Annotated in this window: 31 protein-coding genes; 2 read left to right on the forward strand and 29 right to left on the reverse strand. The window is 43.7% G+C overall.

The window, feature by feature from the left end:
- Positions 1 to 160: 160 nt before the first annotated feature.
- Genes IV71_RS05785 through gmk form a run of 5 tightly spaced genes read right to left on the reverse strand, consistent with a single transcriptional unit; the run spans position 161 to position 2389 of the window.
- A complete protein-coding gene (locus IV71_RS05785; protein ID WP_010690526.1) occupies positions 161 to 532 on the reverse strand; it encodes a hypothetical protein in 372 nt (123 codons plus the stop codon).
- A 2-nt stretch (positions 533 to 534) separates the two neighbouring features.
- Positions 535 to 942, reverse strand: coding sequence for a CvfD/Ygs/GSP13 family RNA-binding post-transcriptional regulator (locus tag IV71_RS05790; protein WP_010690527.1), 408 nt, complete (start codon positions 940 to 942; stop codon positions 535 to 537).
- Between the two features lie 40 nt (positions 943 to 982).
- Positions 983 to 1558, reverse strand: coding sequence for a peptidylprolyl isomerase (locus tag IV71_RS05795; RefSeq protein ID WP_010690528.1), 576 nt, complete (start codon positions 1556 to 1558; stop codon positions 983 to 985).
- Between the two features lies 1 nt (position 1559).
- Entirely contained in the window at positions 1560 to 1775 is a 216-nt protein-coding gene (gene rpoZ, locus IV71_RS05800) for a DNA-directed RNA polymerase subunit omega (protein WP_010690529.1), read from the reverse strand.
- Between the two features lie 14 nt (positions 1776 to 1789).
- Positions 1790 to 2389, reverse strand: coding sequence for a guanylate kinase (gene gmk, locus IV71_RS05805; RefSeq protein ID WP_010690530.1), 600 nt, complete (start codon positions 2387 to 2389; stop codon positions 1790 to 1792).
- 325 nt (positions 2390 to 2714) lie between these two features.
- Between gmk and IV71_RS05810 the strand changes: the two genes are divergently transcribed.
- Complete coding sequence (locus IV71_RS05810; protein WP_010690531.1) at positions 2715 to 3035, forward strand: hypothetical protein; 321 nt, start codon at positions 2715 to 2717, stop codon at positions 3033 to 3035.
- 70 nt (positions 3036 to 3105) lie between these two features.
- Here the strand turns inward: IV71_RS05810 and IV71_RS05815 are convergent, their stop codons facing one another.
- From IV71_RS05815 to IV71_RS05830, 4 genes are all read right to left on the reverse strand, one after another.
- Complete coding sequence (locus IV71_RS05815; RefSeq protein WP_010690532.1) at positions 3106 to 4206, reverse strand: hypothetical protein; 1101 nt, start codon at positions 4204 to 4206, stop codon at positions 3106 to 3108.
- 10 nt (positions 4207 to 4216) lie between these two features.
- The gene (locus tag IV71_RS05820) at positions 4217 to 4567 is read right to left on the reverse strand and encodes a hypothetical protein (RefSeq protein ID WP_010690533.1); all 351 of its coding nucleotides are present in this window, start codon (positions 4565 to 4567) and stop codon (positions 4217 to 4219) included.
- A gap of 87 nt (positions 4568 to 4654) precedes the next feature.
- Positions 4655 to 7054: an endonuclease MutS2 gene (locus tag IV71_RS05825; RefSeq protein ID WP_010690534.1), complete on the reverse strand. Its 2400-nt coding sequence runs from the start codon at positions 7052 to 7054 to the stop codon at positions 4655 to 4657.
- Between the two features lie 15 nt (positions 7055 to 7069).
- The gene (locus IV71_RS05830) at positions 7070 to 7591 is read right to left on the reverse strand and encodes a CvpA family protein (protein ID WP_010690535.1); all 522 of its coding nucleotides are present in this window, start codon (positions 7589 to 7591) and stop codon (positions 7070 to 7072) included.
- An 81-nt stretch (positions 7592 to 7672) separates the two neighbouring features.
- Here IV71_RS05830 and rnhC point away from each other — a divergent pair, with 81 nt between their 5' ends.
- The gene (gene rnhC / locus IV71_RS05835; protein WP_010690536.1) at positions 7673 to 8596 is read left to right on the forward strand and encodes a ribonuclease HIII; all 924 of its coding nucleotides are present in this window, start codon (positions 7673 to 7675) and stop codon (positions 8594 to 8596) included.
- 30 nt (positions 8597 to 8626) lie between these two features.
- Here the strand turns inward: rnhC and IV71_RS05840 are convergent, their stop codons facing one another.
- From IV71_RS05840 to IV71_RS05935, 20 genes are all read right to left on the reverse strand, one after another.
- Entirely contained in the window at positions 8627 to 8926 is a 300-nt protein-coding gene (locus IV71_RS05840) for a hypothetical protein (protein WP_010690537.1), read from the reverse strand.
- Between the two features lie 11 nt (positions 8927 to 8937).
- Positions 8938 to 9321 (reverse strand): DUF948 domain-containing protein, encoded by a 384-nt coding sequence (locus tag IV71_RS05845; RefSeq protein ID WP_010690538.1) that lies wholly within the window; start codon positions 9319 to 9321, stop codon positions 8938 to 8940.
- Between the two features lie 119 nt (positions 9322 to 9440).
- Positions 9441 to 10997, reverse strand: coding sequence for a ribonuclease Y (gene rny / locus IV71_RS05850; protein WP_010690539.1), 1557 nt, complete (start codon positions 10995 to 10997; stop codon positions 9441 to 9443).
- 214 nt (positions 10998 to 11211) lie between these two features.
- Positions 11212 to 11676, reverse strand: a complete 465-nt coding sequence (smpB, locus tag IV71_RS05855) for an SsrA-binding protein SmpB (RefSeq protein WP_010690540.1) — start codon at positions 11674 to 11676, stop codon at positions 11212 to 11214.
- A 22-nt stretch (positions 11677 to 11698) separates the two neighbouring features.
- The gene (gene rnr / locus IV71_RS05860) at positions 11699 to 14095 is read right to left on the reverse strand and encodes a ribonuclease R (RefSeq protein ID WP_010690541.1); all 2397 of its coding nucleotides are present in this window, start codon (positions 14093 to 14095) and stop codon (positions 11699 to 11701) included.
- A gap of 66 nt (positions 14096 to 14161) precedes the next feature.
- Entirely contained in the window at positions 14162 to 14398 is a 237-nt protein-coding gene (secG, locus tag IV71_RS05865; RefSeq protein WP_010690542.1) for a preprotein translocase subunit SecG, read from the reverse strand.
- Between the two features lie 50 nt (positions 14399 to 14448).
- Entirely contained in the window at positions 14449 to 15222 is a 774-nt protein-coding gene (locus IV71_RS05870) for a TrmH family RNA methyltransferase (RefSeq protein WP_010690543.1), read from the reverse strand.
- Between the two features lie 20 nt (positions 15223 to 15242).
- On the reverse strand, positions 15243 to 16187 hold the full coding sequence (gene yidC, locus IV71_RS05875; protein ID WP_010690544.1) for a membrane protein insertase YidC: 945 nt from the start codon (positions 16185 to 16187) through the stop codon (positions 15243 to 15245).
- A 50-nt stretch (positions 16188 to 16237) separates the two neighbouring features.
- A complete protein-coding gene (locus tag IV71_RS05880; RefSeq protein ID WP_010690545.1) occupies positions 16238 to 17386 on the reverse strand; it encodes a sensor histidine kinase in 1149 nt (382 codons plus the stop codon).
- Between the two features lies 1 nt (position 17387).
- Positions 17388 to 18077: a response regulator transcription factor gene (locus IV71_RS05885; RefSeq protein WP_056995036.1), complete on the reverse strand. Its 690-nt coding sequence runs from the start codon at positions 18075 to 18077 to the stop codon at positions 17388 to 17390.
- A gap of 104 nt (positions 18078 to 18181) precedes the next feature.
- Positions 18182 to 18751: a YceD family protein gene (locus IV71_RS05890; protein WP_010690547.1), complete on the reverse strand. Its 570-nt coding sequence runs from the start codon at positions 18749 to 18751 to the stop codon at positions 18182 to 18184.
- A 3-nt stretch (positions 18752 to 18754) separates the two neighbouring features.
- Positions 18755 to 19942, reverse strand: coding sequence for a nucleotidyltransferase (locus IV71_RS05895; RefSeq protein ID WP_010690548.1), 1188 nt, complete (start codon positions 19940 to 19942; stop codon positions 18755 to 18757).
- Positions 19939 to 20700, reverse strand: coding sequence for a class I SAM-dependent DNA methyltransferase (locus IV71_RS05900; RefSeq protein ID WP_010690550.1), 762 nt, complete (start codon positions 20698 to 20700; stop codon positions 19939 to 19941). Before IV71_RS05900 ends, IV71_RS05895 begins: the two co-directional genes overlap by 4 nt.
- 61 nt (positions 20701 to 20761) lie before the next feature.
- A complete protein-coding gene (gene rsfS, locus IV71_RS05905; RefSeq protein WP_010690551.1) occupies positions 20762 to 21127 on the reverse strand; it encodes a ribosome silencing factor in 366 nt (121 codons plus the stop codon).
- 9 nt (positions 21128 to 21136) lie between these two features.
- Positions 21137 to 21727 carry a bis(5'-nucleosyl)-tetraphosphatase (symmetrical) YqeK gene (yqeK, locus tag IV71_RS05910; RefSeq protein ID WP_010690552.1) on the reverse strand — a complete coding sequence of 197 codons (591 nt, stop codon included), beginning with the start codon at positions 21725 to 21727 and terminating at the stop codon, positions 21137 to 21139.
- An 11-nt stretch (positions 21728 to 21738) separates the two neighbouring features.
- A complete protein-coding gene (gene yhbY, locus IV71_RS05915) occupies positions 21739 to 22053 on the reverse strand; it encodes a ribosome assembly RNA-binding protein YhbY (protein WP_010690554.1) in 315 nt (104 codons plus the stop codon).
- The gene (gene yqeH, locus IV71_RS05920; protein WP_010690555.1) at positions 22053 to 23219 is read right to left on the reverse strand and encodes a ribosome biogenesis GTPase YqeH; all 1167 of its coding nucleotides are present in this window, start codon (positions 23217 to 23219) and stop codon (positions 22053 to 22055) included. The genes yhbY and yqeH overlap by 1 nt, the downstream gene beginning before the upstream one ends.
- 7 nt (positions 23220 to 23226) lie before the next feature.
- On the reverse strand, positions 23227 to 23778 hold the full coding sequence (locus tag IV71_RS05925; RefSeq protein WP_010690556.1) for a YqeG family HAD IIIA-type phosphatase: 552 nt from the start codon (positions 23776 to 23778) through the stop codon (positions 23227 to 23229).
- Positions 23779 to 23884: 106 nt separating this feature from the next.
- Positions 23885 to 24529, reverse strand: a complete 645-nt coding sequence (locus tag IV71_RS05930) for an aggregation-promoting factor C-terminal-like domain-containing protein (RefSeq protein WP_010690557.1) — start codon at positions 24527 to 24529, stop codon at positions 23885 to 23887.
- Between the two features lie 135 nt (positions 24530 to 24664).
- Entirely contained in the window at positions 24665 to 25984 is a 1320-nt protein-coding gene (locus IV71_RS05935; RefSeq protein ID WP_010690558.1) for an APC family permease, read from the reverse strand.
- Positions 25985 to 26017: the final 33 nt, after the last annotated feature.

Consider the following 26017-nt stretch of genomic DNA (forward strand, 5'->3'; position numbering starts at 1 on the left):
CAAGGAACAATAATTAGTATACTGACTTTCTTCCTCTTGGTCAATGCTTTTTTTGAACTTCTCTAGTGAATTTTCAGAAAGCGAATAAGAGACACACCAAGCCGTCACAACATCCGTCTTCCAACTTAAAAACGCTCTTTATTCACCAGTTATCTTTTAATCATTCGTCAAAAGAAGTGAAGGTCGTTGGCTGAATGCTTGTTAACAAACTCTGAATTTCATCCCCCGACTTAAAAGAAAGTGCTTTTGGTAAACTTTCTTGGACCTCTTGAAAGTCCGTTACATGAAAAGAATACAGGGGCGCCTGTTCTTCATGTGGCAAACGAATTGTCGCCAATTCACCTAATCGCCAATCATCAAAGTCCTTAATACCTAGTTCAGAAAATGACTTGAGAATCATGCCCAGGGAAGTTTCTTCGTGGTGCTGATGCACTTTCACCACTAAAAACGATGGCTTGCCATCTACTTCCTCAACCAAGAAGTAAGGTAGATCGTTTTGATAAGCAATTACTGTAGCTGCAACCATTGTCATGATTAGTTACTTCCCTTCTTCGAATCATTCAAGTCAAGTCGGTTAACGGCTTCTGCAATCCAACCGGGCATCGCAAGGGCGATTGGTTCAAAACCAAAATTTAAATGATAGTTCGTCCAAAAACGACGTTTAACGTTATTGTTTTTGATAATAGGTGTATCCACTAAAGACATCAACGCAAGCTGCCGAACGGATAACGAAATCTTTTGTGTGTATTGATCAATATCAAGTACAATGGCCGTCACTTTCTGCCCAACCGAAAGTTCATCCGATAGATTCTTTACAATCCCAGACTTTAGTTCTGAAATATGGATTAATCCCTGCGTTTCTTCATCTAGTTTAACGAAGGCGCCGTATGGTTGTATTCCTGTCACAACACCGGTCACTTCTTGCCCAATGCGATACGTCATCACAAGCTCCTCTTTTAAATAAAAAATCCTCAGCCATTGGCTAGAGGATTACCTTTTCAATCACGATATCTTTTAATGGCTGATCAGCACGGTTAACCTTTGCTGCAGCAATTTTATCCAGAACGTCCATTCCTTCAACAACTTGCCCAAAAACCGTATGTTTCCCATCAAGCCATGGCGTACCACCCTCTTCTTGGTATACCTTTGCGATTGCTTCGGGATAGCGACCGAGATATGGTTTCATTTGCTTTGGAAAATGCTTGTTTTGAACAATGAAGAACTGTGAACCGTTTGTATTTGGACCAGCATTCGCCATGGACAAAGCGCCACGGATATTAAAGAGCTCATCTGAGAACTCATCTTCAAATGGCTTTCCCCAAATACTTTGACCACCACGACCTGTACCATCAGGATCACCAGTCTGCACCATAAAATCGTTAATTACACGGTGAAAAATCACCTGGTCATAATCGCCTTGTTTAGCATGAGTCAAGAAATTCTCAACCGCTTTCGGTGCTTGTTCTGGGAAAAGTGCTAGCGAAATATCTCCATAGCTCGTCTTTAGAACTGCCGAAACATCCTTTTGACTAAGGTTTAATTGTGGAAAGTCAGTCATCTTAATCCTCTGAATCCTGTACAACTGGATTAATGACCACGTCACCAGCTTCGATTTCTTCCAGCGCCTTACCAACGGATTTAACGGATTCAAACCTTACTTGCGTAGCTGGCATGCCGGCATCCAATTCACGTGCACGCTTTGAGGCCAAGGCAATCAACTTATAACGTGAGTCAACTTTTTCGAGTAACTTATCAACAGATGGGTAAAGTAACATAATTTCTCCTTTATTTAGTCAGTGATTTCATCAATGACACGAGTCACACGCAAACGTTCTGCAGTGATGATGGCCTTAATACGATTAACCGCTTTATCCACAACATCGTTTTCGACTGCGTAGTTGTAATTAATCATTTTCTTTAGTTCATCTTTGGCAGCTGCAACACGCTTTTCGATAACTTCAGCAGAATCGGTACCCCGACCCTCTAAGCGCATTCGCAGATTCTTAATGTCAGGAGGAGTTAAGAAGATATAAACCCCTTCTGGCATTTTGGCCTTCACTTGAAGTGCCCCTTGAGCATCAATTTCCAAAAAGACATCACGTCCAGATGCCAGCGTTTCTTCAATGAAGGAACGCGGGGTTCCATAGTAATTTCCAACGTACTCAGCATACTCCAACATATCGCCCGCTTGAATCTTATCTTCAAACTCTTCACGGGAAACGAAGAAATAATCCTTACCGTTTTCTTCCCCTGTTCGAGGCTTTCGCGTAGTTGCTGAAATCGAGTAACGAAAATCAACAGCATCGTCTTCAAAAATTGCCTTTCGAACCGTCCCCTTACCAACACCAGATGGCCCTGATAAGACGATTAACAAGCCACGTTCAGTCATCACTATCCTCTTTATCTTAACTAGTATCTAATAATCGTATTTTAACAGGAACAGGGGGCTATTTCAACTGAAAAACATCCTACCAAGCAAGCGTTGACCACTTAATTAAATTACCGATGAGTAACTTTATCAGAAATGAGTGAGCCATCCCTTTTCTCCTTTTGTTCGGTTCAAGAAACTTTGTTCCCCACCTATAAAAAGTTTGTAAAAGTCTTTAATACCAACGATTATGGTTCCTTATAAAAATTTTAACCATTTAAAACGCTTGCTTTTCCAAACATTTGTTCGTATACTAAAGTCACCGAGATAAAGAGGAGGCGGCCTGATGCAAATGAAGCTTTCAGCCCAACCACAATTCAATTTCATGAACCAATTAAAGCAAAACTGGTTTAACCTTAAAGAACACTTCGCTGTTGTTCCACTTAAAACACAGCAGACAAGTACGGTATTAATCAACCGTCTTGAAACAGCCATCAACAATGGGCGACCTGTTGCCGTTCAAATGAATCAGGGATTTAATCAAGAGAACATTCAAGACTTTTACGGAGTGCTTTTCCAAGATGAATCTGGTGCTTTAATTATCGAGGACACTCGAAGCAAGCAATGCCAACACCTCATTCCAGGCTTGCTACGCCATATCGGTTAATTCCTCGTACGCTATATTTGTAGAAAATCAAAATAAAAAAGGCAGACTTAGCTAAGTTTGCCTTTTTTATTTACTTTTCTACCGAACGCTTTGGTTCTTGCAGAAGTTTTTCGACACCAGCATCATTCAACTGTGCCAATAATGTATTCACTGCCTTAATATCAATATAGTGGTCCAAACCACTTGCTTCCAATTCAGCTATTCGAACAGTATCAACTGCTTTCTTCTTGTCTAAGAACTTAATGTAGCGAGCGACCTCACCACCAAGTCCATCAAGTGAATCCCATTCTGGTTGCCAATAATTCATCAAGTCCTCTTTTGCAAAAGTGTTAATCAAATCATTGGTCCATTCGCGATGGGTTACATTGTACTTTTCGGCCAGTCCTTTATGGAATGCCAATAACATCTGCACTTCTTGTTCTGATACCAAATCCTTAATGGCTGTCTTTTGGAAAGTCGCCACCATCCGTTCACCAAAGGCGATTTCTTCATCAATTGCTTCCTTAGAAAGCTTTTCACCCTTCGGTGAAGCCACCTTACCCGACAACTTTGGCTCGGTCACCTTCAAGCCCTTGTACACCTCAGCAATGGTTTTTAGGTCAAAATCATCGTCTTGATCGTTTTGATTCAAAAATTTGAACTGAAGCTCATCGATGGCATTACTATCCGACATGACCTTGGCAACATCTTGTCCTTGAAAACGGAAATAGTTAACCGCTAAGACCGTTCGGATAATCATGCGCCAGAAGTTTGGATCAAACGAAGTTGTTTGAACAGAAAACCGATCTGAAACTTGTCCTTCATTAGCTAAGAATGATTGAATATCATACAGAACAGGCATAAGGAGAATAAAATAACGCCAATCTCGATCCGCTGACTGTACTAACGTCGCTTGCATGACTTCGTTTAATTTCACAATGACCCGTTTATCAGACGTAAAATCAGAGAAGTTCTGTTGAACCATGGTGGCAATTAAATCATCTAAGAAGAATGAAGCCACTTCGAAGGTTTCCTTTTGATAAGTGTGCTGCTTCGTTAAGAAGAAACGTGCTCTTAAAAACCCTGCAAACTCATTATAGTCAAATGGGGATAACTTCTTCTTTTCCTGAAACTTTTGCAAGCTTTTTTGCTTCTTAAATGCTTTGATTTGTGCTGATTTTCCCTGTTTCATACAAACCTCCTTAAATACTCAAATCTAATAAGTACTTGCCGTGACCAAATTCCTTTAATTTAAACTGAAAAATTTGTTCCGTCCTTTTCAAATCTGGCGTTTTAACTGTCGCCTGGCGGTCGCCCTCCAGTTCAGCAATCTCGATTGCTTGATTAATTGCTGATAGGACGGGCGCAAAGGCCTTGGGATCGGCTGATGAATAGAATAAATCAGCATTCCCGTAGGTATTCGAACGGCGTTGCAAAGAAACAGAAACCTTAAATCGGTTCACTTCAAAAACCAAGTGATTGTAGTTAAAGTCGTGAGCATAGCCAAACAATCCCGATAAATATTGTCCAGCTGGGTACTTCTTCTCTGCCATTTTTCTCCCCTTATGGGCTTACACCCTCTTTTAAAAATTCTGTTAACGATAACGACACAAATTAAAATCATTCATGCCACTGGCTACTTACCTTAGTGTAACAATTGTCGCGCCATCCCCACCTGCATTAGCGGAGGCAAAATGAAAGTCTTTCACACGACGATCAGAACGTAAGAACTGAGTCACCCCTTGACGCAGTGCACCTGAACCCTTCCCGTGAATAATTTCAACAGAGGATAGGTTGGCCAACACAACTGAGTCCAAATAACGATCCAAGTCAGTCAATGCTGCTTCGTAGCGTACACCTCGCAAATCTAACTTTGCCTGTACTCGACCGGTGTTCCCCGACCGTGCAGCATTCTTAGCCACCTTCTGTCGCTTCTTCGTTTTCTTTTCCTTTTGCGCCTTGGCCGTTGCTTCCGTTTTTTTCAAATCATCTTCATCAACGAGCATCTTCAAGATTCCCATCTGGACTTCCCATTGACCGTTCTTATGCTTCTTAACCAAAGTCCCTTGTTGATTATAAGAAGAAACCATCACATCATCGCCAGGCTTCAACTCTTTGACCCGTTTAGCCCTTTGCAATACCTTGTTTTTCTCCAACTTATCGGATTGTTGCAAGGCGGCAATGGCTTGCTTTTGCTTCTGCAAATCTTGTTCGGAAAGCTTGTTTTTTTGCCCGCCGGCTAATCGTTCGGACCGAATCTCTTTAATGAGTTGCTCGGCCTCCCGCTTCGTTTTTGAAACCAATTCATTGGCCCGCTTCTTGGCATCCAACATCACTTTTGCTTGCTCTTTTTCAAGCTTCAATGTTTTTTCTTCTAACTCAGTCTGTGTTGCAACCAAATTTTTTTGGTCACGAGCCAAGCGTTCCCGCTCAGTTTTGGCTGCCTGTCGTTGATCAACCAAATCTTTAATCATCTCGTTAAGCTTTTGATTCTCAGGATTGACCATCGTTTTGGCGTCTGCCAATAGTTGTTGATCAAAGCCAAGGCGCGAAGCAATCGCCAGCGCATTTGATTGCCCCGGTACCCCAATCAACAACTGGTAAGTCGGTTTCAACGTCTTAACATCAAAAACCATGGAGGCGTTTTCCGTACCTGACCGTTCATTACCGTAGAGTTTCAATTCTGGATAGTGGGTCGTTGCAATGGTTTGTGCCCCCAAATCCTTAGCACGATCCAGGATAGCCATCGCAAGAGCAGCTCCTTCGGCTGGATCGGTTCCAGCACCTAACTCATCGAAAATGAGCAAACTGTTTTCGTCTGTTCGGGTTAAAATCCCCTTAATATTCTCCATGTGTGAGGAGAAAGTGGATAAGTTCTGTTCAATTGATTGCTCATCCCCAATATCTGCAAAAATCTCATCAAAAACAGCCACCACTGATGGACGCCCCACCGTGATAAAAAGACCAGACTGTGCCAGTAACTGTAACAAACCAAGGGTTTTAATCGTAATGGTTTTTCCCCCGGTGTTCGGTCCGGTGATAATCAGCGTCTCATATTTTTCTCCGAGTGCAATATCATTTTTAACCGCCTTCTTTTCGCCAATTAAGGGATGCCAGGCTTGATTTAAGACAACTTCCTTTTTCTCAGAAAGCTCAGGGGCCATGGCGTTTTGCGCCTTAGCCAAACGTGCCTTTGCATTGACAAAATCAAGCTTCCCAAGAACCATGGCATTTTGCCGCAAATCTTCCAGATGGTCAGCGAGCATCACCGATAGCTCTGCTAACACGCGATCTTCTTCTGCCAAAGCTAATACACGCGTTTCCGACAATTCATTGGCCATTTCAACGACCGATTGTGGCTCGATGTAGTATGTTTGACCCGATTGACTTTGGTCGTGGACGATTCCAGGAACTTGGTGTCGATACTCAACTTTTACAGGCAACACATAGCGATCAGCCCGCTTGGTCACAATCGTTTCGGACAAGTAGCGAGCAGACTTACCACGCGTGTAATTTGCTAATCGTTGCCGAATCGCTTCTTCTTTTCCCGCCATTTGTCGACGGAAAGATGCCAATGCTGTCGATGCCGAATCTAGAACACGACCATTATCGTCAATGGTTTGTTCCACTCTTTTTGTTAACTCTGGTAACAGAACCAATTGATCAACCATTGACTGAAGCCTTGGCACGGAGTCCTGCATGTCATCGGCTTGTATCCTTTGAAAGAAGTGGGCAACGGCCGCAGTGGCTTTTAAAACCTTTGCTAAGGCGACAATTTCCTTACCATTCAACGAAGCTTGAATTTGTAAGCGACGAACTTGCTCTTTTATATCCGTCAAATCAAGCAGGGCTAACCCACCATGCAAGCGTTCCACCATGGCTGCCTCAGCTGTTTCTTCAAGCCACCGAGACACTTCCTGAAAGTCAGACGATGGTTGAAGAGCGGCCACAATTTTCGCGCCCTGTTCCGTTTGAATAAAGGGTAAAAGCTCCCCTTTTACTTTTTCATATTCGAGTGTTTGTAGTACTTTTGAATTCATGATGCCTCGTTTATTTTATAACCACCATTGGTAAATCTTATTTGAAATAATGGGAAACTGATCCAAAAATTCATTTAAAAGTGAACTTTCCGTGAACTGTCCCTGAATCCATGCGTTAGGAATAACTGACAGTAATTCCAAGCAAAAGAAAGCGAGCACTAACGCAAAAATAATTGATAGCGTTGCACCTAAAAGACCATCTAATTGTCCTAGGAATGGCACACGTCGGATGAAGTGAACCGGACGTAGCAAAAAATGGCCAATCAGTGAACCAATAATCAGTATCAATGCGAAAGCAATGCCCGATGCCAAGAAAGTTGATCCTGAGCTTGCCCATGAACTTGGCACGGATGGTCTGGCAAACTGCCCGGTCGTCCAGCCTGCAAACAAGCTGGATAGCGGCTTTGAAAGCACAGTGGCCGCATAAAAAATGACAGCCCAAAGAATGAGGCGCGTCAATGCCGTCACAAATCCCGTTCGGTAACCAGAATAGGCCATTAAAAGAATAAAAATAACGACAATCCATAAGAGTATCATGGGTCCCTCCTTGCACAAAGAGAAGCACATTGCCTCCCCGAATACCGTCAATTATACCATTAAAACTGCTATAATTAAGGCATGCAAACCGTAATTATTCTAACAAAGTCAGCCCTCAAAAAACTAGAAGCTGCCTACAAAAGTGCCCTTGTTCACAAGGCACCACCTCACAGTCTCTTTCAGGCAAAAAATAATGGTGTGACCATTACAGCCTATCCCTCAGGTAAAGTTCTCTTTCAGGGCAAGTATCATCGAGAAGAAGCAGAACGCTTTCAAAAGCTTGGTGAGACCAGCAAAACCGGGACGAAAGTTCGCACGACTTTACCGGTGGGCTTCTCTGAATGGGGGGTTATCGGATCAGATGAAGTTGGCGCAGGTGCCTATTTTGGTCCATTAACAACAGCGGCCGTTTACGTTCCCCGGTCCAAAGTGGCAGAACTAAAGAAGCTTGGCTTTGCCGACTCAAAAACGTTAACAGACGACCGGATTCAGGAATTAGCACCATATATTATTAATCACTTTCCTTACCATGTTGTGAACCTAACACCCGACTTTTATAACCAAAAGCAGCAAAGTGGTCAAAACGTCGTGGCCATGAAGGCCCTTTCACACAACTTTACCCATAACCAAGTATTAGCAAAACTTGATTCACAAAAAAAGCCCGATGCCATTCTTGTCGATCAATTTGTTCAGGAAAGTAGCTACTTCCGCTATCTTAAAAGAAACAATCAGCAACTGCCAAATGTCAAAAGCTACTTCATTACGAAAGGAGAAGCCGAGCACGTCGCGGTAGCCGCTGCCTCTGTTCTTGCTCGCTATGTTGAGCTACAAACGATGAAAGAACTCAGTCAAGAAGCAGGGATGAACCTGCCAATCGGTGCGGGTAAAGAAGTGGATCAAAAGGCTGCTGTCTTGATAAGGCAAGGAAAGCAGCTCGGTCACTTCGCCAAACTTCATTTTAAAAACACTGAAAAGGCAGAAAGATTAGCTAAAATCAAGTCATAAAAAAAGCAATGGGTAAACCCCATTGCTTTTTTACTTTTCTAAATCAAGATCTTGTTCTTCGATTTCGATATCTGGTTGCGCATCCTCATCCTGTCCACTGATGGAATCAGAAAGAACAGACTTCGAAGAAGCATAGGAAGCCTTCGCCTGTTCAACGTATGGCGAAACGGCAGCATTTGCCTTATCGATAACATCCTGAACTTGTCCTTGTACTTGGTCCAGCTTCGCCTTCAACTTAGCCTGGTCTTGTTCAGACTTCAAAACCTTATAAGTCGCTGAAGCGGCCATGGCGAAAAAGAAACCTGCTACTACTTTCGTGCTTGCCTTCATGAGTGATCCTTTCACTTTGTCTTTTTCGAAGTTTTCTTTGGTGACTTTTTAAAGAGCTTTGATAACATCAAAGTAAAGCCAGTCTTTGTCGCGGTTCCGAAGCCAGAAACGGACGAAGACTTCCGACGAACTGAGCTGTTCAAACTTGAAATGGTTTCTGACAAGTCTGCTGCTGCCTGTACCGTTGCATTCAACGTTACCATCTTACCGTTAATGTCCTCAACCAATTCGTTGGTATTAACAATCAATTCGTTCGATGAACGAACAACTGAATCAAGATCATCCGTCAAAACTGACACTGAGCGTGTCAAGCGAAGAATGAAAACTGTCAATGCCAAAACCAAAAGTAAAAAGGCTAAGGCAAAGATTAATAGCGAAATCTGTCCAACCGTCATAATCTCTCCTATCTTGTTATGTTGTTCTAAATAATAATCAAAACCATTGTAACAAAAAAATCGTGTCCCTACATTTTTTTAGGGATTTGAAATAAAAAAAGCCCCCAAAGGGACTTTTTTTAACGAGCATAATCAACAGCTCTTGTTTCTCGAACAACCGTCACCTTAACGTGGCCAGGATACTCAAGCTGATCTTCTACTTCCGCCTTAATGTCGTGGGCAAGAACCGTTGCCTGAATGTCTGAAACCTGATCAGGTTCGACAATCACGCGAACTTCTCGTCCTGCCTGAATGGCATAGGCGGATTTTACGCCGGAGTAATCACTCGCGATGTGTTCCAAATCAGTCAATCGTTGGACATAATTCTCCAATGACTCAGAACGAGCACCTGGACGTGCAGCAGAAATGGCATCAGCTGCTGTAACCAAGTCGGCAAGTGGTGATGTTGCTGCTGTGTCACCGTGGTGGGCGGCGATAGCATTAATGACGTCAGGCTTTTCATGATATTTTTCTGCAATCCGAACCCCGAGTTCAACGTGAGAACCCTCAACTTCGGCATCAACTGCTTTCCCAATATCATGCAAAAGACCAGCACGCTTTGCTTGTGCGACATCCATTTTAAATTCGGCAGCCATTAAACCAGTTAGCTTAGCGACTTCCATTGAGTGTTGCAAGACATTTTGACCATAAGATGTCCGATAATTCATTCGTCCAACCAACTTAATTAAGTCGGGGTGGAGCCCACGAATACCTAATTCAAAGACTGCTGACTCACCCTTTTGACGAATGTTTTCATCCATCTGACGGCGGGCTTTCTCGACGGCCTCTTCAATTTTAGCAGGATTAATCCGTCCATCAGCTATCAGCGCATCCAGTGCGTTTTTAGCGATTTGACGTCTTAGGGGATCAAAACCAGATAGAACCACTGATTCAGGAGTGTCATCGATAATTAAGTCAATCCCGGTCAACGATTCCAGTGTTCGGATGTTTCGGCCTTCTCGGCCAATAATCCGCCCCTTCATGTCTTCGTTTGGAAGATTGACAACCGAAACAGTAACGTCTGAAACAGTATCCGCCGCAGAGCGCTGAATAGCCTCTACAATGACGTTTCGAGCCCGTTTCTCTCCTTCATTCTTGGCGTCTTGTTCATACTCTTGAATAAGAGCAGCACGTTCTTTTTCAAGCTGCGCCTTTGATGAACTTAAAATAACATCCTGAGCCTGATCACGGGTTAATTGAGCAATCTCAACTAACTTGTCTTCCTGCTCGGATAGTTTTTTCTGAGCCAATTCATCTTTTTTGACGGCAGCATCCAAACGGTTCTGAACTTGCGATTCCTTCTTGATGAGCGAAGCATCGCGTTCGTTCAACGTTGCATCTTTTTTATCTAAGGTATCAATTCGGACCTGTACACGAGCTTCTTGGTCTTCCACTCGTTTTTGCCGATTAGACAAAGAATCCTCAACTTGACGACGATACTCCTGAGCATAACCCTTTGCATCGACATCCGCAGCTTTCTTGATACTCTTAGCTTCCTCGTTTGCTTGCTTTAAAATGTTTGTAGCCATCTGCTTAGCGTTATTTAAGCGAATCTGATCAACGATTTTTTTCGCTAAATAACCACCAACTAAGCCGATTAAAAGAGCAAAGAGTGCTGAAATAATAATTGTCAGCATATTCTTTTCCTTTCAGAGTGAATTGGATTTAATTCACATATCCAGTATAGACAACTTTAGGCCCTGGGTCAATTAGATTCACAAGGCGCTTTCCCTAATAAAAGTCTTTGAAACCGCTGTGACAGTCTATCTGCCCATTCTATATACCAGAAAAATTTTTTAAATACGTACTTTTACCCTAACAAAAAGAAAAGTCCGCCAAGCGGACTTTTCTTTAGCGTTTAAACTGTCGATTCAATTCACGTTCCATATCGCGTTTTTTGATTGACTGCCTTTTATCGTATTGTTTCTTCCCACGGCCAACACCAATCAAGACTTTTGCAAAGCCCTTCTTCATGTACACCTTAAGCGGAACAATCGTCACACCCGCTTCCTTGACTAAGGCAGCTAATTGCTGAATTTGTCGCTTATGAAGTAAGAGAATACGAGAACGCAAAGGATCAACATTAAATTGATTTCCCTGTTCATAGTTAGCAATATGAACATTGGTCAAGTAAGCCTGTCCGTCATGGATGGTGACAAAGCCATCTCCAATCGTTATTTGACCAGCTCGAACTGATTTGATTTCAGTTCCAGTTAGAACAATGCCTGCCTCGAAGGTTTCCTCAATTGCATAATTAAAGCGTGCCTTTCGATTGGTTGCCAAAGCATCGTTTTGAATATTCTTTTTCTTTGCCATGGCGACCCCTCACTTCTTTACACTACTTTTGTTTAATGGAAAAGGGATGCTTTTGTTGCCCATTTCCACGTGCCGGTTTTTTAGTCCCATGCTGTCGATGATTGTGCCCATCGCCTGCTTTCTTATTTCCGGATTTGTCTGAACGATTTTTCGAACGATCGCGTCCACGTTGACCGTTTCCACCGTTACGACGACCACCTTTTTTATCGCGATTGAATTGACCACGATTTGGTTGTGGCACCTTGATGTCGGTCGTTGGTGCTTCTTCCGGATTGACCAGCATAAAGTCAACCGTCGAATCCTTCTTCGAAGCACGGATTACCTTGACTTTGACCTTTTGACCAATTTGGAAAATATGGTGCTTTGAACGACCAATTAAGGCTGCGTGTTTCTCATCATAGTCGTAGTGGTCATCGGTCAGGTTGGAAATGTGAACCAGCCCTTCAACAGTGTTTTCGAGCGAAACAAAGAGGCCGAATTTCAAAGCAGCGTTCACGACACCTTCATACTCATTGCCCACCTTGTCTTCCATGTATTCGGCTTTCTTCATGGCGTCAACTAAACGTTCCGTATCGATGGCACGACGTTCACGGGTTGATGTGTCGATTCCGATTTGCCCAAGTGAAGAAGCATACTTTTCTTGAGCATCTGTGCCATAACCATTGGCTGCATACCACTTAATCAAACGATGGACCGTCAAATCAGGGTAACGACGAATTGGTGACGTAAAGTGCGTATAATACTTAGCACCCAAACCAAAGTGCCCCAGTGGTTCTGGCGAATACTTGGCCTGCTTCATCGCGCGCAACATCATTGTTGAGATCATCTGCTCAGCAGGATCATCCTTGACTTGATTCATTAAAGTCTGCAACATCATTGGCGTGACATTGGCAGGATCTCCCTTAACGGGGTGTCCGAGTGCTTTCGCAAATTCAAAGAAGGACTTTGCTCGCTCCTCATCCGGGGTTTCGTGAACACGATAAAGGAATGGTACCTTTTTCTTATCAAAATGTTCTGCAACGGTTTCGTTAGCAGTCAACATAAAGGATTCAATCATTCGTTCAGCCGTTCCACGTTCACGAACGACAACGTCAATGGCTTTGCCGTTTTCATCGACAACAATGGATGCTTCCGGTGTATCAAATTCAATTGCACCACGTTTTTCACGTTTTTTAGCTAAAATTTTGTGTAGTTCACCCATTGTATCGAACATGTCAGCCAGCCCAGCATATTCGTTACGTGCTGGTTCGTCACCGGCCAAGATGTCATTGACTTTGTCATAAGTCATACGGGCGTGGGACTCAATAACCGACTGAGCCAGACGATGTTTCACAACTTCGCCGTGAGGATTAATTTCCATCTCAACCGACATGGCTAAACGAGTCACGTTCGGATTCAAGGAAGCAATCCCGTTGGACAGTTTTTGTGGCAACATCGGAATAACACGATCTGTTAAGTAAACAGAAGTCCCCCGATTGTATGCTTCCGCATCAATAGCAGAACCTGGGCGTACATAATGTGAAACATCAGCAATGTGGACACCCAAATGGTAATTCCCGTTATCTAACTTCCAGGCCACAACAGCATCATCGATATCCTTGGTATCAGCACCATCAATGGTGACCAATGGTTGATCGGTGATATCCTGACGGCCCTCCCATTCGGATGGTAGCACTTCATTTGGAATGGCATCGGCTTCCTTCATCACCTCTGCCGGAAAGTGGTTGGGTACTTTTTTATTTTCGACAATTTGCATGATATCCATGCCAGGCTCGTTTTCGTAACCAAGCACCTGCGTAATTGTTGCCACTAATTGCTTCGGATGCAAATCATCAGCATAAGCCGTAACTTCTGCCACGACCACTTGTCCATCGTGCAAATCCTGTTCGGCACTAGAAGAGTCAATTAACACCTGAAATGAAGCCGCTTTTTTGTCTGATAAGCGTAATTGGCCAAGCATGCCCTGATAAGCTGAATCTGATGTATAGACTCCAACAACACGAGAATAGGCATGTTCGAGAATTTCTTCTACTTTTCCTTCTGGTCCACGATCGGCTGATTGAGCGGGCTTCACCATTGAAACACGAACCGTATCCCCCTGCATGGCCTGCATCGTATTATCTGGACCAATAAAGTAGTCAGGCAAATTTTCATCATAGCGGACAAAGCCAAAACCCTTATCATTGGCCTTAAATTCACCAACGATGTCCCCCTTCTTACCTTGAAACTGGTAGCTGTCCTGCTCGACTTTTTTAACGATTTGATTATCAGCTAAGTTTTCCAGGACCGACAGAACCTGACGGTAACCGGAAGCGCCTTCCAATCGTAAACCATCGGCCAAGTTTTGTGCCGAAAAGGCCTGCTTAGGGTTGGCCTTTAAGAACCCTTCTAATTGTTCTTTTACTTGTTTTGTTTCCATAAATGTTTCTTTCTAAAAAATGCTAATAAAAAATCAGTCTACAAAAAAGTAAACTGACCTTATTAATTAATGAGCGGCTAAGTACATGAGTACCAAAGCAATGATAAACCAAATGGTTCCTAAAATGGTCGTGATACGACGCATAATTGCTTCAAAGCCGCGAGACTTTCGTTCTGTAAATAAATCAGTTGCACCACCAGACAACGCTGACAATGCATCTTGTTGTTTGCTAGGCTGCATCATGACTGAAACAATCAGCAAGAAGCCAACAACCAGCAAGAGAATGGTTAAAATATTAGTCACTAGCACGCCTCCACTCGCAATTCATACTTTTTAGTATAGCAAAGTTTCTTTTAATTTCCAAGTGACAGACGGAACATCAGGACTCCACCAGCGACCGCCACGTTGAGCGATTCCGCTGAACCAATCAATGGAATATAAAGATTAGCCGTTGTTTGCTTAGCCAACTCAGGATTCAATCCCTGTCCTTCGTTTCCAACAATCAAAGCGCCGGCTGACAAACCGTGAATGTCTTGGTATGGCTTGGCATCTTCGTTCAATTCTGAACCATAAACCGGTAAGGCATTATCCTTAAAGGCTTTAATCCAATCATTCAAATCACCTTGCAAAACCTCCAAATGGAAATTTGATCCCTGCATGGCACGAACGACTTTGGGTGCGTACAAATCAGCTGTACCCGTTCCGAGAACAACCCCTTTGAAGCCAGCAGCATCGGCTGTACGAACTAATGTCCCAACGTTACCTGGGTCTTGGATTGCATCCAAGAAGAGCCAAAGACCATCATGTACGTATGCTGGATCAAAGGTTTTTTCTGGCAAAGTCACTTCAGCGAAGATACCCTGTGGTGTCTTCGAACCAGCAATGTGAGCAGCGACTTCTTTCGAAATTTCAAAAGCGGGAACGCCGTGTGGCACATCGGGCAAATGCTCCTGCATCTGTTCCTCGGTTGCCATGATGGCATGGAACTTTGCCTTAGCGTTGATGGCCTCTTGAACTAAATGCCAGCCATCCAAAAGATAGGTCTTTTGTTCAAGACGTCCCTTTTTCGTAGCTAGCTTTGCCCAAGCCTTCACTTTGCTGTTTTGCTTCGATAAAATTCGTTCCATATTACTTCCTTTTTCTCGACCTATTGGTCGTTTGAACGGTGCTGCTTTCCAGCATTGCGTCCACCATGTGCTACGTCCTCACTCACGGCCCTTGGGCGCAAGTCTTCTGGTCGAACACGAGTTGTTTTTGCTGATGAATTAGTCCCAGCATTGACTTGTTGGTTTAAGAGATCATCAGCTGTTTTTTGAATAACAAAATTTTGATCAACATGTTTCTGTAATTGATCGTAATATAAATGGTTAATCAGCGCCTGAGCCAACACAAAGATTCCACCTACCATGAAATACAGCCCAAGTGCACCAGATGAAACCAACGTAAAGCCAGCAATCATGATTGGCATAAACCACATCAACATACCCGTCTGCTTCTTCTGTGCAGCTGGAATGTGAAGTTGGGTCATGTAGGCCTGCGCCAGATAAATCACTAGGACCAGTACAGAGAAAAGAATCTGACGGGAAGACAAACTAAAACCAAAGAAGGTCGCTGACTTCAATCCGTTGGCATGCATAATTGCCAAATACAAACCAGAAAAGATTGGCATTTGAATGGCCATCGTCAACCATGAGACACCACCCGTCAAAGAGATGTTATTTTCACGGTAAAGCGACATGGAGGCCATGGAAGCTGCCTGCTGTTCTTGAGGGGTCTTAGCGGCTTTCACCGCTGCTTGTACCTTTTCAAACTCCGGACGCAACTTTTGCATCTTTAATTGCGAAATTGTGGTCTTCTTTGATTGGCTAACCATGATTGGTAGCAAACAAAGTCGAACAATAGCAGTCAAAATAATGATAGCCCAACCAATAGCGTTTACGCCGCCAACCATGTGCGCAATGTCAATTAAAATATTGGCAATTGGCTTCGCTACCATATTGTAGATACGCCCATGGATGCCGTAGCCGCCCGTAAACAAATAAATATCGAACAGAACCACTAAGACAGTGGCATAACGTTTCAATTGTTTCATGAATACTCCTAAAAACAGTATGGAAGAAAAAATTCTATCAATCCCTACTATTATAGCAAAGATTCACTATCTTTCGTGTCCTTTTTACCCTGGTCGCTAACGCTCTGGCTTTCAGTGGATGGTTGAACGATTGGAAAACGAAGACGGAATGATGAACCAGACCCTAGGGCTGATTCCACTTGAACCTGTCCGCCGTAGGCAGCCACCATTTTTTTGACGATTGATAGACCCAAGCCATTCCCACCAGGTTGGTGAACACGCGCCTTATCAACACGATAAAAACGATCAAAAATGCGGTCGAGGTCTTCACTTGCGATGCCTTGCCCAAAGTCCTGAACACCAATTTCGACCCATGACCCGGCCTTCGCCAAAGCTAAGTGGACCTCTTTTCGTTCCGTTGAGTATTTTAGTGCGTTATCAATCAAGATAATCAATAACTGTTCCAAATGGTCTGGGCGAATGGCGATTTCTGATGTCTGATCCAAACCGTTATCAAAAGTCCAAGAGAATTCTGGGTGTAAGACTTGAAAATCATGATAAACACGACTGACCACCGGCCAAACTGCGGTATGGTCTTGTTCCGTGTTGACCGTTAGCTTTTCCGCCCGAGTCAGCTCCAGCATCTCGTTGACTAACACTTCCATTCGCTTAATCTCAGCTAACGAAGAGGAGAGTGAGTCTTCAAGAACCTCGGGATCATCCTTTCCCCAACGTTCCAACAAGTTTAGGTGCCCCTTCACAATAGCAACAGGTGTTCTCAACTCATGGGAAACATCCGAAACAAAATCCTGTTGTGACTGCATCAAGTTTTGAACTTGGTTCATCGTTTCATTTATGACGGAACCCAGATTGTCGAGTTCCTTGTTATAGGCAACCGGTTGCACACGGTTACTGGTCAATGGGTCTTCTTCAAAAGTCTCCATAACTTTTTCTAATTTTTTGACCGGCCAAACAAAAACTTGGGCCAACAAAAAAGCAAGCAGCAAAATACCACCTAACGCAAAAAAGAGGAAGCTCCACCACCAATGACCAATGGCCTCAAAAACTGCCTTCGATAAATCCGGTCCCTGAATCGCCATCAATCCTAAAACAATGCCACAGGCAATGAGCAAAAAGCCCACCGTTAGTCCCAGCGTTAAAATCGCCTGGGTACTAGTTAACGGTGAGCGTTTTTGATTGTTATTTTTCTCTTCTACCATCTCAGCTCCGCATCACATAGCCCGTACCACGGACCGTTTGGATATAAGAAGTCTTTGAATCTGGTTCATCTAACTTATTACGCAAGTAACGAATGTATACATCCACCACGTTCGTTTCAATCTTTGTATCCACACCCCAAACCTTCTTTAGAAGCTTTTCACGGGGCTGTACGACGTCGATGTTTTCGAGCAAGATCAAAAGCAAATCATACTCACGCTTGGTTAGTGAAATAATTTGATCATCACGTCGAACCGTTCGGTTTTCCTTTTCCAACTTCAAGTTTTTGAAGGAAATCACGTTCAAAGAAGAAGCGGCTGGCTCTTTCTCGATATCAATACGACGCATGAGCGATCGAACACGAGCCAAAAGTTCTTCGATGGCAAAAGGCTTTACAACGTAATCATCGGCCCCATAATCCAAACCAGAAACACGGTCGATAACGGAATCACGGGCGGTCATCATAATGATGGGCGTCTTCTTCACTTCACGCAAACGACGGGCAACTTCAAATCCATTTAATTCTGGCAGCATCAAATCCAACAAAATCAAATCAAAATCTTCCTTCAAAGCTAAATCCAAGCCTTCACGACCGTTCAGAACAGTCTCAACTTGATAACCCTCGTGTTCCAGTTCTAATTTAACAAACTTTGCCAAGTTTTCTTCATCTTCAACAATTAAAATACGGCTCATCGTCTTCTCCGTTAACAAATTTATCAAACTGCTAAGGGCAGTTCAGCCTATTTCCTAAAATGAATTTCTTCTAATGCTATTCTACCATAAGAATGGCCATTATCTCATTTTTTGAAAAAATCATCTAATTTTGCAAGGCGCGGATCCAATTTTGCATCATTTTCAGCGTTTTCACCTTCACTTGCTTCCACAGGGTGTTCTTGCATGAAATCTGCTTCGGAAATGACTTGCCAATCTTTTCCTTCCGGTAAAGGTGCACCAGCTTCTTCCTCAGGCGTCAACACTTGTAGTGGTAGTGCTGAAACAATGTTATCTAAAACAGCCTGACTCAAATCAACAGCATTGTTGACCAGTGGAAAGACCGCCTCATCTTCTTCAAACCGATTAATTTTTTTAGGATCTTCTACATACGTTTCATGGATTGCGAGGTCCGTTGCCCATTCAACGGGGGAAAGTGATCGAGAAGATGGCAAAGTCAAATCCGCGTGAAAGCTAGCAATTAACAAGTAATCGTCTTGATCATCCATCTGGATCGTCCCCGTTACCTTGACGGGTTTTGCCGAAAGAATCAAATCAGAAAAACGTTCTTGAATGGCTGGATTTAAATCCAACGTTTCTTCAAAGTGAAGTGGTTCATTACGGTACTTTTGTAATTGTTGACGTGGAAATTTCATGAATTAATTTTCCTCCTTGATATAGTGAATGGGGCGACGAGCTAAATCCTGCCCCTCTTGGCTGGCCGCTTGTCCTGCCAAGAGTTGCCAAACCAAGCCAGCTTTATAGTCCAAGCGCAGATTCGCCTTGGCTAGCCCCTGGTCAACACGAGAAATAATTGGCAATCGAGCGCGCCGCTTCACTTCAGACAAATAGGCCTGTCCTTCGTCCGTAAAGCCAAGCAATCGGATGTAGGAATCGGCCATCGCCGCCTGCATCTGATCAACTTTTATATTTAGCAAAGTATACAGCATCGTCCGTTGCATTCTTGCAAAGGTATACCGTTTAGACTTCACAGCGCGGATAAAGGACTGATAGGACTGTGGCGCCTCTTTGGCAGTGGCAACCCCCACCAGACGATACTCAAGTCCTTCCGCCATTTGATAAACCTGCCCCAACTGACCAACCGTGTCCGTCAATAGGCGATAACGGAGTAAATCAAAGAAAGGCTTTTCAAAGCCAAGGCTTGTTGGCTTTTCCTTCAATGCCTTCAAGGTATCAGCCGGAACGACTTTTTCGACCTTTTCCCACTTACCTTTGTGCAGGGCAAGTCTTATGGAAGAGGCCGAGGCAATGTCTTGTGCTTCGTCAATTAATTGATCGTGATAAGCCGCCTGTTTACGAGCAATCGGATGCAAGTCCATCTCGACGTCACTTGCCAATACCGCTTTGGCGTAAGAGAAAGCCAGAATATCATTCGGATCCTCTAGTTTAAAGCCAGTTTTCTCTTCCAGCTGAGCTGCATAAGCCGATGCGAAGGTCTGTGTCCGATCCGTAAACTGCCCCTCCGATTCAATCGCCGCCGCTTTTTTGGCTAAATCCATAAAGTCGACGTCCGGATGCTCTGAACCAAAGACTAAGTCATGAACACCCAAAGCCGCCAAAATTTGAACGGCTCCCTGTGCAAATAAGTGACCAGGTTGAACGGCATCAAAAACCGGCAATTCAACCATTAAGTCAGCACCATTATGCAGTGCTAACTTTGTTCGTTCCCACTTATCCAGAATAGCTGGCTCACCACGTTGCACAAAATTACCAGACATGACAACGACCGCCACATCAGCTCCTGTTACCCTTTTGGCCTCCTGCAAGTGGTAGGCATGCCCGTTATGAAAAGGGTTGTATTCTGCAATGATTCCAACGGCTTTCATGCTTTTTCTCCTTTTTGACAGATGAAGAACCAACGACTATCGCCATCATCAGCTTTCTTTTCACCAAAGTCGGCTAGTGCTTGTATTCTTGTAAAGCCAACCCGCTTCAGTGCAGCCAAATAATCAGCCAACGGATAAGTTTGCTCATGATGCACTTCACGAACCAACTTAAAGGCATCCAACCGTTCATCGTAGAGGAAGAATTTCAAATCGTGATCGACCGAGTCCGGTTCTTCTCCAAAATAAGCGATCCACATAAATATTTTTTCAGGATCTTCATCGTTGTTATAGCAGAAATTATCGTAATCAACGTTCACCATTTTGGGCGTAATGACGTCAAAAAGGAAGCTGCCACCTTCTTCTAAATGTTCGTAAGCTTGTTTTAATCCCGCTTCAAAATCAGCGGGCCCAGGCAAATAATTCAAGGTATCGGCAAAGGACACAATGGCTGGATAACGCTCTTCCCAATCAGAAAAATCCCGAATATCCGCTTGCAAAAGTCGTAAATCGACTTTGGCATCAGCTGCATGTTCCTGGGCTAACGTGAGCATCGGTGCCGAAATATCAAGCAAGTCAACCTGATAACCAGCCTGAGCCAATAAAACGGCTAGGCGGCCAGCGCCACCACCAAGATCCAAGATTTTTCCAACCGGCACGTTCTCTTTAACAAACTCTGCCCACTCAAGGTACAAATCACCATCAAAAAGTGCATCGTACAAACTAGCAAAGGTTTGGTATGGTTGTTCTTCTGAAGCCATTGAGTTCCCCTTTCCGTAGAAAAGGCCACTCAGGAAACTGCATCCCAAATGGCCATTTTAATTATTGTGCTGTCACGTATTGATCAATGTCAATACTCTTAGCGTCGTACCACAATTTATCAAGGTGGTAAAAGTCGCGCGATTCTTCATCAAAGATGTGAACAATCACGTCACCCAAATCCAAAACCACCCAATGGGCTTGTTCAAATCCTTCGATGTGATCAATTGGATAGCCAGCTTCAACAACCGCCTCCTTCACTTCACGTGCAATGGCCTGCACCTGACGTGTTGACCCAGCGGAGGCCAAAACAAAGTAATCGGCTAAGAGCGAAACACCCTGCATGTCTAACGCCGTGATGTTTTCACCTCTTTTGTCATCGATTGCTTGCAACACCGTGTGCAACAAACCATTTTTTTCGTCCGTCATAGAATCTCCTTATTTACTTAGGTATTCTGCCCAATCGTTGTAGGCGTCAAAAGTCTTTGGATAGATTACGTGTTCTTTTCCAGCCAAATATGACAAGGTATGTGCTAATTGGTAAAAGACACCCTGATTCAATGATTCATCAGTAATTCTTCGCGCCTCTTCAACACCCGGAAAGTGGCGACCAGTTTCCAAATAGTCAGCCATGAAAACCACTTTGTCGAGCGTGGTCATGTCATGATGGCCAGCCCCCGTTGTGTGTAAACGGATGGCTTCCAAAATAGCCGGATCATCAATTTTTAATTCATCGTGAACAAATTCAGCGCCAACCACACCATGCCAGATGGGGTTTCCCCACTTCTTTAATGATGTAGGCAAGTGCTTTTCATCAATCTTTGCCAAAAATTCTGCTGCCGTTCGTTCTTTTGCATAATCATGGACTAAGCCCGCCACAGCAGCTTGCTTTTCATCCAAGCCGTTTTGCTTGGCTAATTTCACAGCATAGTCACTAACCCGCAGACAGTGCTCATAGCGATGTTCGGACAAATGTGTTCGAACAGCTTCTTTTAATGCTGCTAGTTCCTTTTGATCAACTGCAACCATGTTCATCACTCCTATGCCAAGCGGTTTACTTCAATCGAATACTTCACGTACTTGGCGTCATTTGCTTCTTTGTATAAGAGAACGGTCTTTCCAATGACCTGTGGCACCGTAATTGTTGAGTGCTCTTCGATAAAAGCGGCTAACTCCTTAGCAGTCCATTCCGCTCCCTGTTGAACATTAACTTTAGCTAATTCTCGCTTGGCCAAGGCTTTTTCAACTTCAGCCAACCATTCTTCCGAAGCACCGGCTTTTCCAATTGAAAAAATGGGCGTCATGGTATTTGCTTGTGAGCGCAAGTAGCGCTTTTGCTTTCCAGTTAATTGCATTAAATCATTGCCTTTCTCAAAAATACAGAAACACCAGTAGGTGCATACCCCTTAACGGTCACACCGGCAGGAAGGGTGATAAAACCTAATCCAGCAATCACCAAGTCAGCGGCTGTTTTGGTCTTAAATTCGTGACTAATTAGTCCGCTATCTGCTGATTTTGGTACAGGGGTCAGCAAACCACCCTGATGTTTCTCGTAAAATTCGTCAGCACCGACCAACTTTGTCCGATGCAAGTTTAAGTTGTTTTCAAAGTAAAAAGTGACACCAGTCTTGGCATCTTCCAGACCAGTGATCAAATCGAAACGAGCCAGTCCACCGATGAAGACAGTCTGCCCATCGTTCAATTGGTACGTTCTGGCCTTAATTTCGTTCTTAGGAAGCACGTACTTCAAGTCCTTGTCAGTTACCTGATGTGCGTACTGATCAGCCTTAATGATACCGGGCGTATCAATCAATGAGCGACCATCATCCAATGGAATGGCAATCTGATCCAGAGTCGTTCCAGGAAAACGTGAGGTTGTGATTAATTCCTGCACGCCAGTCTTGGATTTAATGATTTGGTTGATCAAAGTCGATTTACCAACGTTCGTAGTTCCAACCACATAGACATCTCGACCTGCTCGCAGTTCATCAATCTTATCCAAAATCGCATCCAAATTAGCTGGATGCGCAGCCGAGGTCAAATCAACTGCCACTGGTTTAATTCCCTGATCCTTTAACTGACCACGAACCCAGTCCTTAATTTTGTTGGCTTTCAAAGACTTTGGTAACAAGTCCACCTTATTTCCAATCAGATAGATTGGGTTATCCTGACCGACAAAACGTGGCAACCCAGGAATCGTTGATCCAGAAAAATCAAAAAGGTCTAAGACATAAACAATTAGAGCCTTCGATTCAGAAACCTGATGGAGTAACTTAATAAAATCATCATCCGTCAAAGACACTGGCTGGATTTCATTATAATGCCGTAACCGGAAGCAACGTTGACATAGCAGTTGTTCAGACTCCAATTGCTTTTGCAGAGCAGACATTGGCAAATAGCCCGCTTCTTGTTGATCAGTCGTCTGCATTCGAGCACCACAACCAATGCAGTAGAGACCATCCTGCAAGGCCTCTTCCACCTCTTCTTTGCTGGCAACTTGTTTCGTTTCGTTTTCTAGCATGAACGCCTTAATCTTTCTTTGCTTCGATGGCATCTGTTAAGGAATCGTAGAAAATAACACCATCTTTTTTATAAATAATCTTCTTCGCCTGGTTTTCAATAAAACGGTTAATCCAGGTTTGCCACATATCAGACTCAATCAGTCGTTCAACCAGAACAGAAGGTACACCGGCCAAATGAGCAGCCCAAACATCAGTTAGCATCTGATCGCCTACCATGACCACTTCGTCTTTTTTTAATTGACGGTCATGTAGCACCTTTAAAATACCGCGGGGCAACGGTTTCAAGGACCAAGCCACGTAATCGACTTCTAATCCACCGACTGCTTTTTTTACGCGATCCCAAGTATTGTTTGAAACAACAATGACCTCAATATCCGCCTCTCGTGTCTCCTTCAGCCATTCATGCAGTTCTGCCGTACCATTAGGATTATTCCATGCCAATAACGTATTATCCAAATCAGTTAACACGGCCTTAATACTATGCTTTTTTAACTCATCCACGGATAAATCATACACGGATTTCACGCAGTAAGTGGGTTTTAAGAAATTTAGGACCATGGCTCTACTCTCTTTTTGATTTAGCCTTATTATACACGAAAAACGGACCCTACTGCGACAAAAAAAGACCCCCAAGGGAGTCCTTTCATAAATAAAGAAACTTATTTTAATACCAACCGTTTGATTGGAAATGGGAAATCGCATTTGCAACAGATCCATAACGTCCTGCAATGTATCCTTGCATAGCCTGCAACTGGACGGCATAGTTACCATGGTAATCTTGTCCGCCGGCATAGGTTGCATAAGCTGATGCTGACAACTGACCGATTCCGTAGAATGAGCCGTTTTGTGCATTGACATTACCACCAGATTCGCGTTGAATCAACCAGTTAATGTCACCAGATGCATCGGATGATGTTGAGGCAGTGGTCGTCGCAGCAGCAGTAGTTGAACTAGCTGCTGAAGAAGACGATGCTGCCGTCGAAGTAGCCGTGCTTGGCTGCGTACTTACTGCCGTTGTCTGAACAGTAGCGGCGCTACTATCAGATGATTGGCTAGCAGTGTCAGAAGCAGTATCTTGAGTTGTTGCTTCTTGATCAGTCGCTACATCTTGGCTGGCAGCCGTTGTTTCCAAACTCTTAATGTTATCAAGTGAAGACACAGCAGTCTTAACCGTCTTACCATTAACTGAGTTTGAAACCTTTGCGGCTTGGTCAGTCGTGGACTTTGAATTATGAAATTGTTGGTGAACAGCTGTCAATGCAAGACCGGCAACTGCAACGCTCGTAAGTAAAATTTTATTAAACATCATGTCTTACAGTATCCCTGTCGTAGATTATATGAAAATTAAAACAAAATTTAATCTTCGGAAATCAAAGGATAATGTAATCAAACCTCCGTAATCTTTTCGTAAACTCCGCAAATGGCGGGCGTTTGTGTGGTGTTCTTAATTTTTCTTCTTATTCAGCCAGTAATACACTGGCCAACCCAATAATACTATGATAACTGAAATGAGTACGCCATGCAAATCGTTGATTAATTCTGAGATTTCAACATAGATAGAACCAATAATCGCAACGATAGGAATCCATGGGTAAAGTGGCATCGAAAAGTCACGCTTTTCACCTGCTGGATCTTTTCGGCGTAGGATGAAAGCCCCAATGAAAGCCAAAATATAGAACAAAAACGTGATGAAAACCGCGTAATCCGTCAACTGGTTCGGATCCGTTAGCCACATCATGGCATAACCAATAAAAATCATGAACCAGATTGCCGTGTTCGGTGTCTTGGAACGTTGGTTCAACTTGGCAAAGGTTTTGGCAAATGGAAAGTCACCCTTTCGCGCCATGGCAAAGAGCACGCGCGGAAATGAAACGACTTTTCCGTTCAAAGTACCTAACAACGAAATCAAAATAGCGACCGAAAGTAAGCGACCTCCCCATAAGCCAAAGGCTTGTTCAGCCACATGGACCGTGGCGTTGGAACCTAAGGAAACAATTTGATCAGCCGGTAAAGCCCGGTAAGTCCCATAAGAAACGCCAACGAAGGCCACAATTACAATTAAAATACCGTAGACAATGGCTTTTGGCATTGTCTTTTGTGGGTTGCGAATTTCACCTGAAATGTTTGCCAACGTAACCCAACCATCATAGGCAAAGAGTGTCGCCAAGACGGCAACACCGAAACCACCGCCAGAAGTTTGCATGGCTGTTGAAACCGTTTGTGACAGCGCGTCTTCTTTTCCAAAGAACAAACCGTAAATAATCAAGGCCACAATTGGCAACAACTTAATCGTTGTCGTCAACACCTGGAAAGAAGCCGAGTTCTTGTTTGGCAAAGAATTAATCAAGCCAATGAATCCCAAGCCAACCATTCCTGCCGGTACCGACCAAACGTGATTAATGCCGAAAAGCGACGTGAAGAGCAAGCCAAGGTATGCCGCAATGGCTCCCATCATGGCAGGACCGTAAAAAACGACCTGCATCCAACCGGCCAAATAACCAATCGTTTTTCCGTAAAGCTTCGTTAGGTAGATATAAATTCCACCCGTCTCTGTCATTTGAGACCCAACTTCGGCAACGGTCATCCCAGCTGTCAAAGTCAAAATGCCACCAGCCAACCAGGCCAGCAAGGCCGAGGATGTTGAACCAGCCGTTTGTAAGACCGATCCCTGCTTAAAGAATATTCCGGAGCCAATGATCGTCCCAATTACCAAAGCGAGTGAGGACCAAAGACCAAACCCCCGGTTTAGTTCTTCTTTTTCCATTCTGCGACCTCCTTTTTTGCACAGATTTAAACT

The organism is Fructobacillus fructosus KCTC 3544 (assembly GCF_001438695.1).
In the GTDB taxonomy this organism is placed as follows: Bacteria; Bacillota; Bacilli; order Lactobacillales; family Lactobacillaceae; genus Fructobacillus; species Fructobacillus fructosus.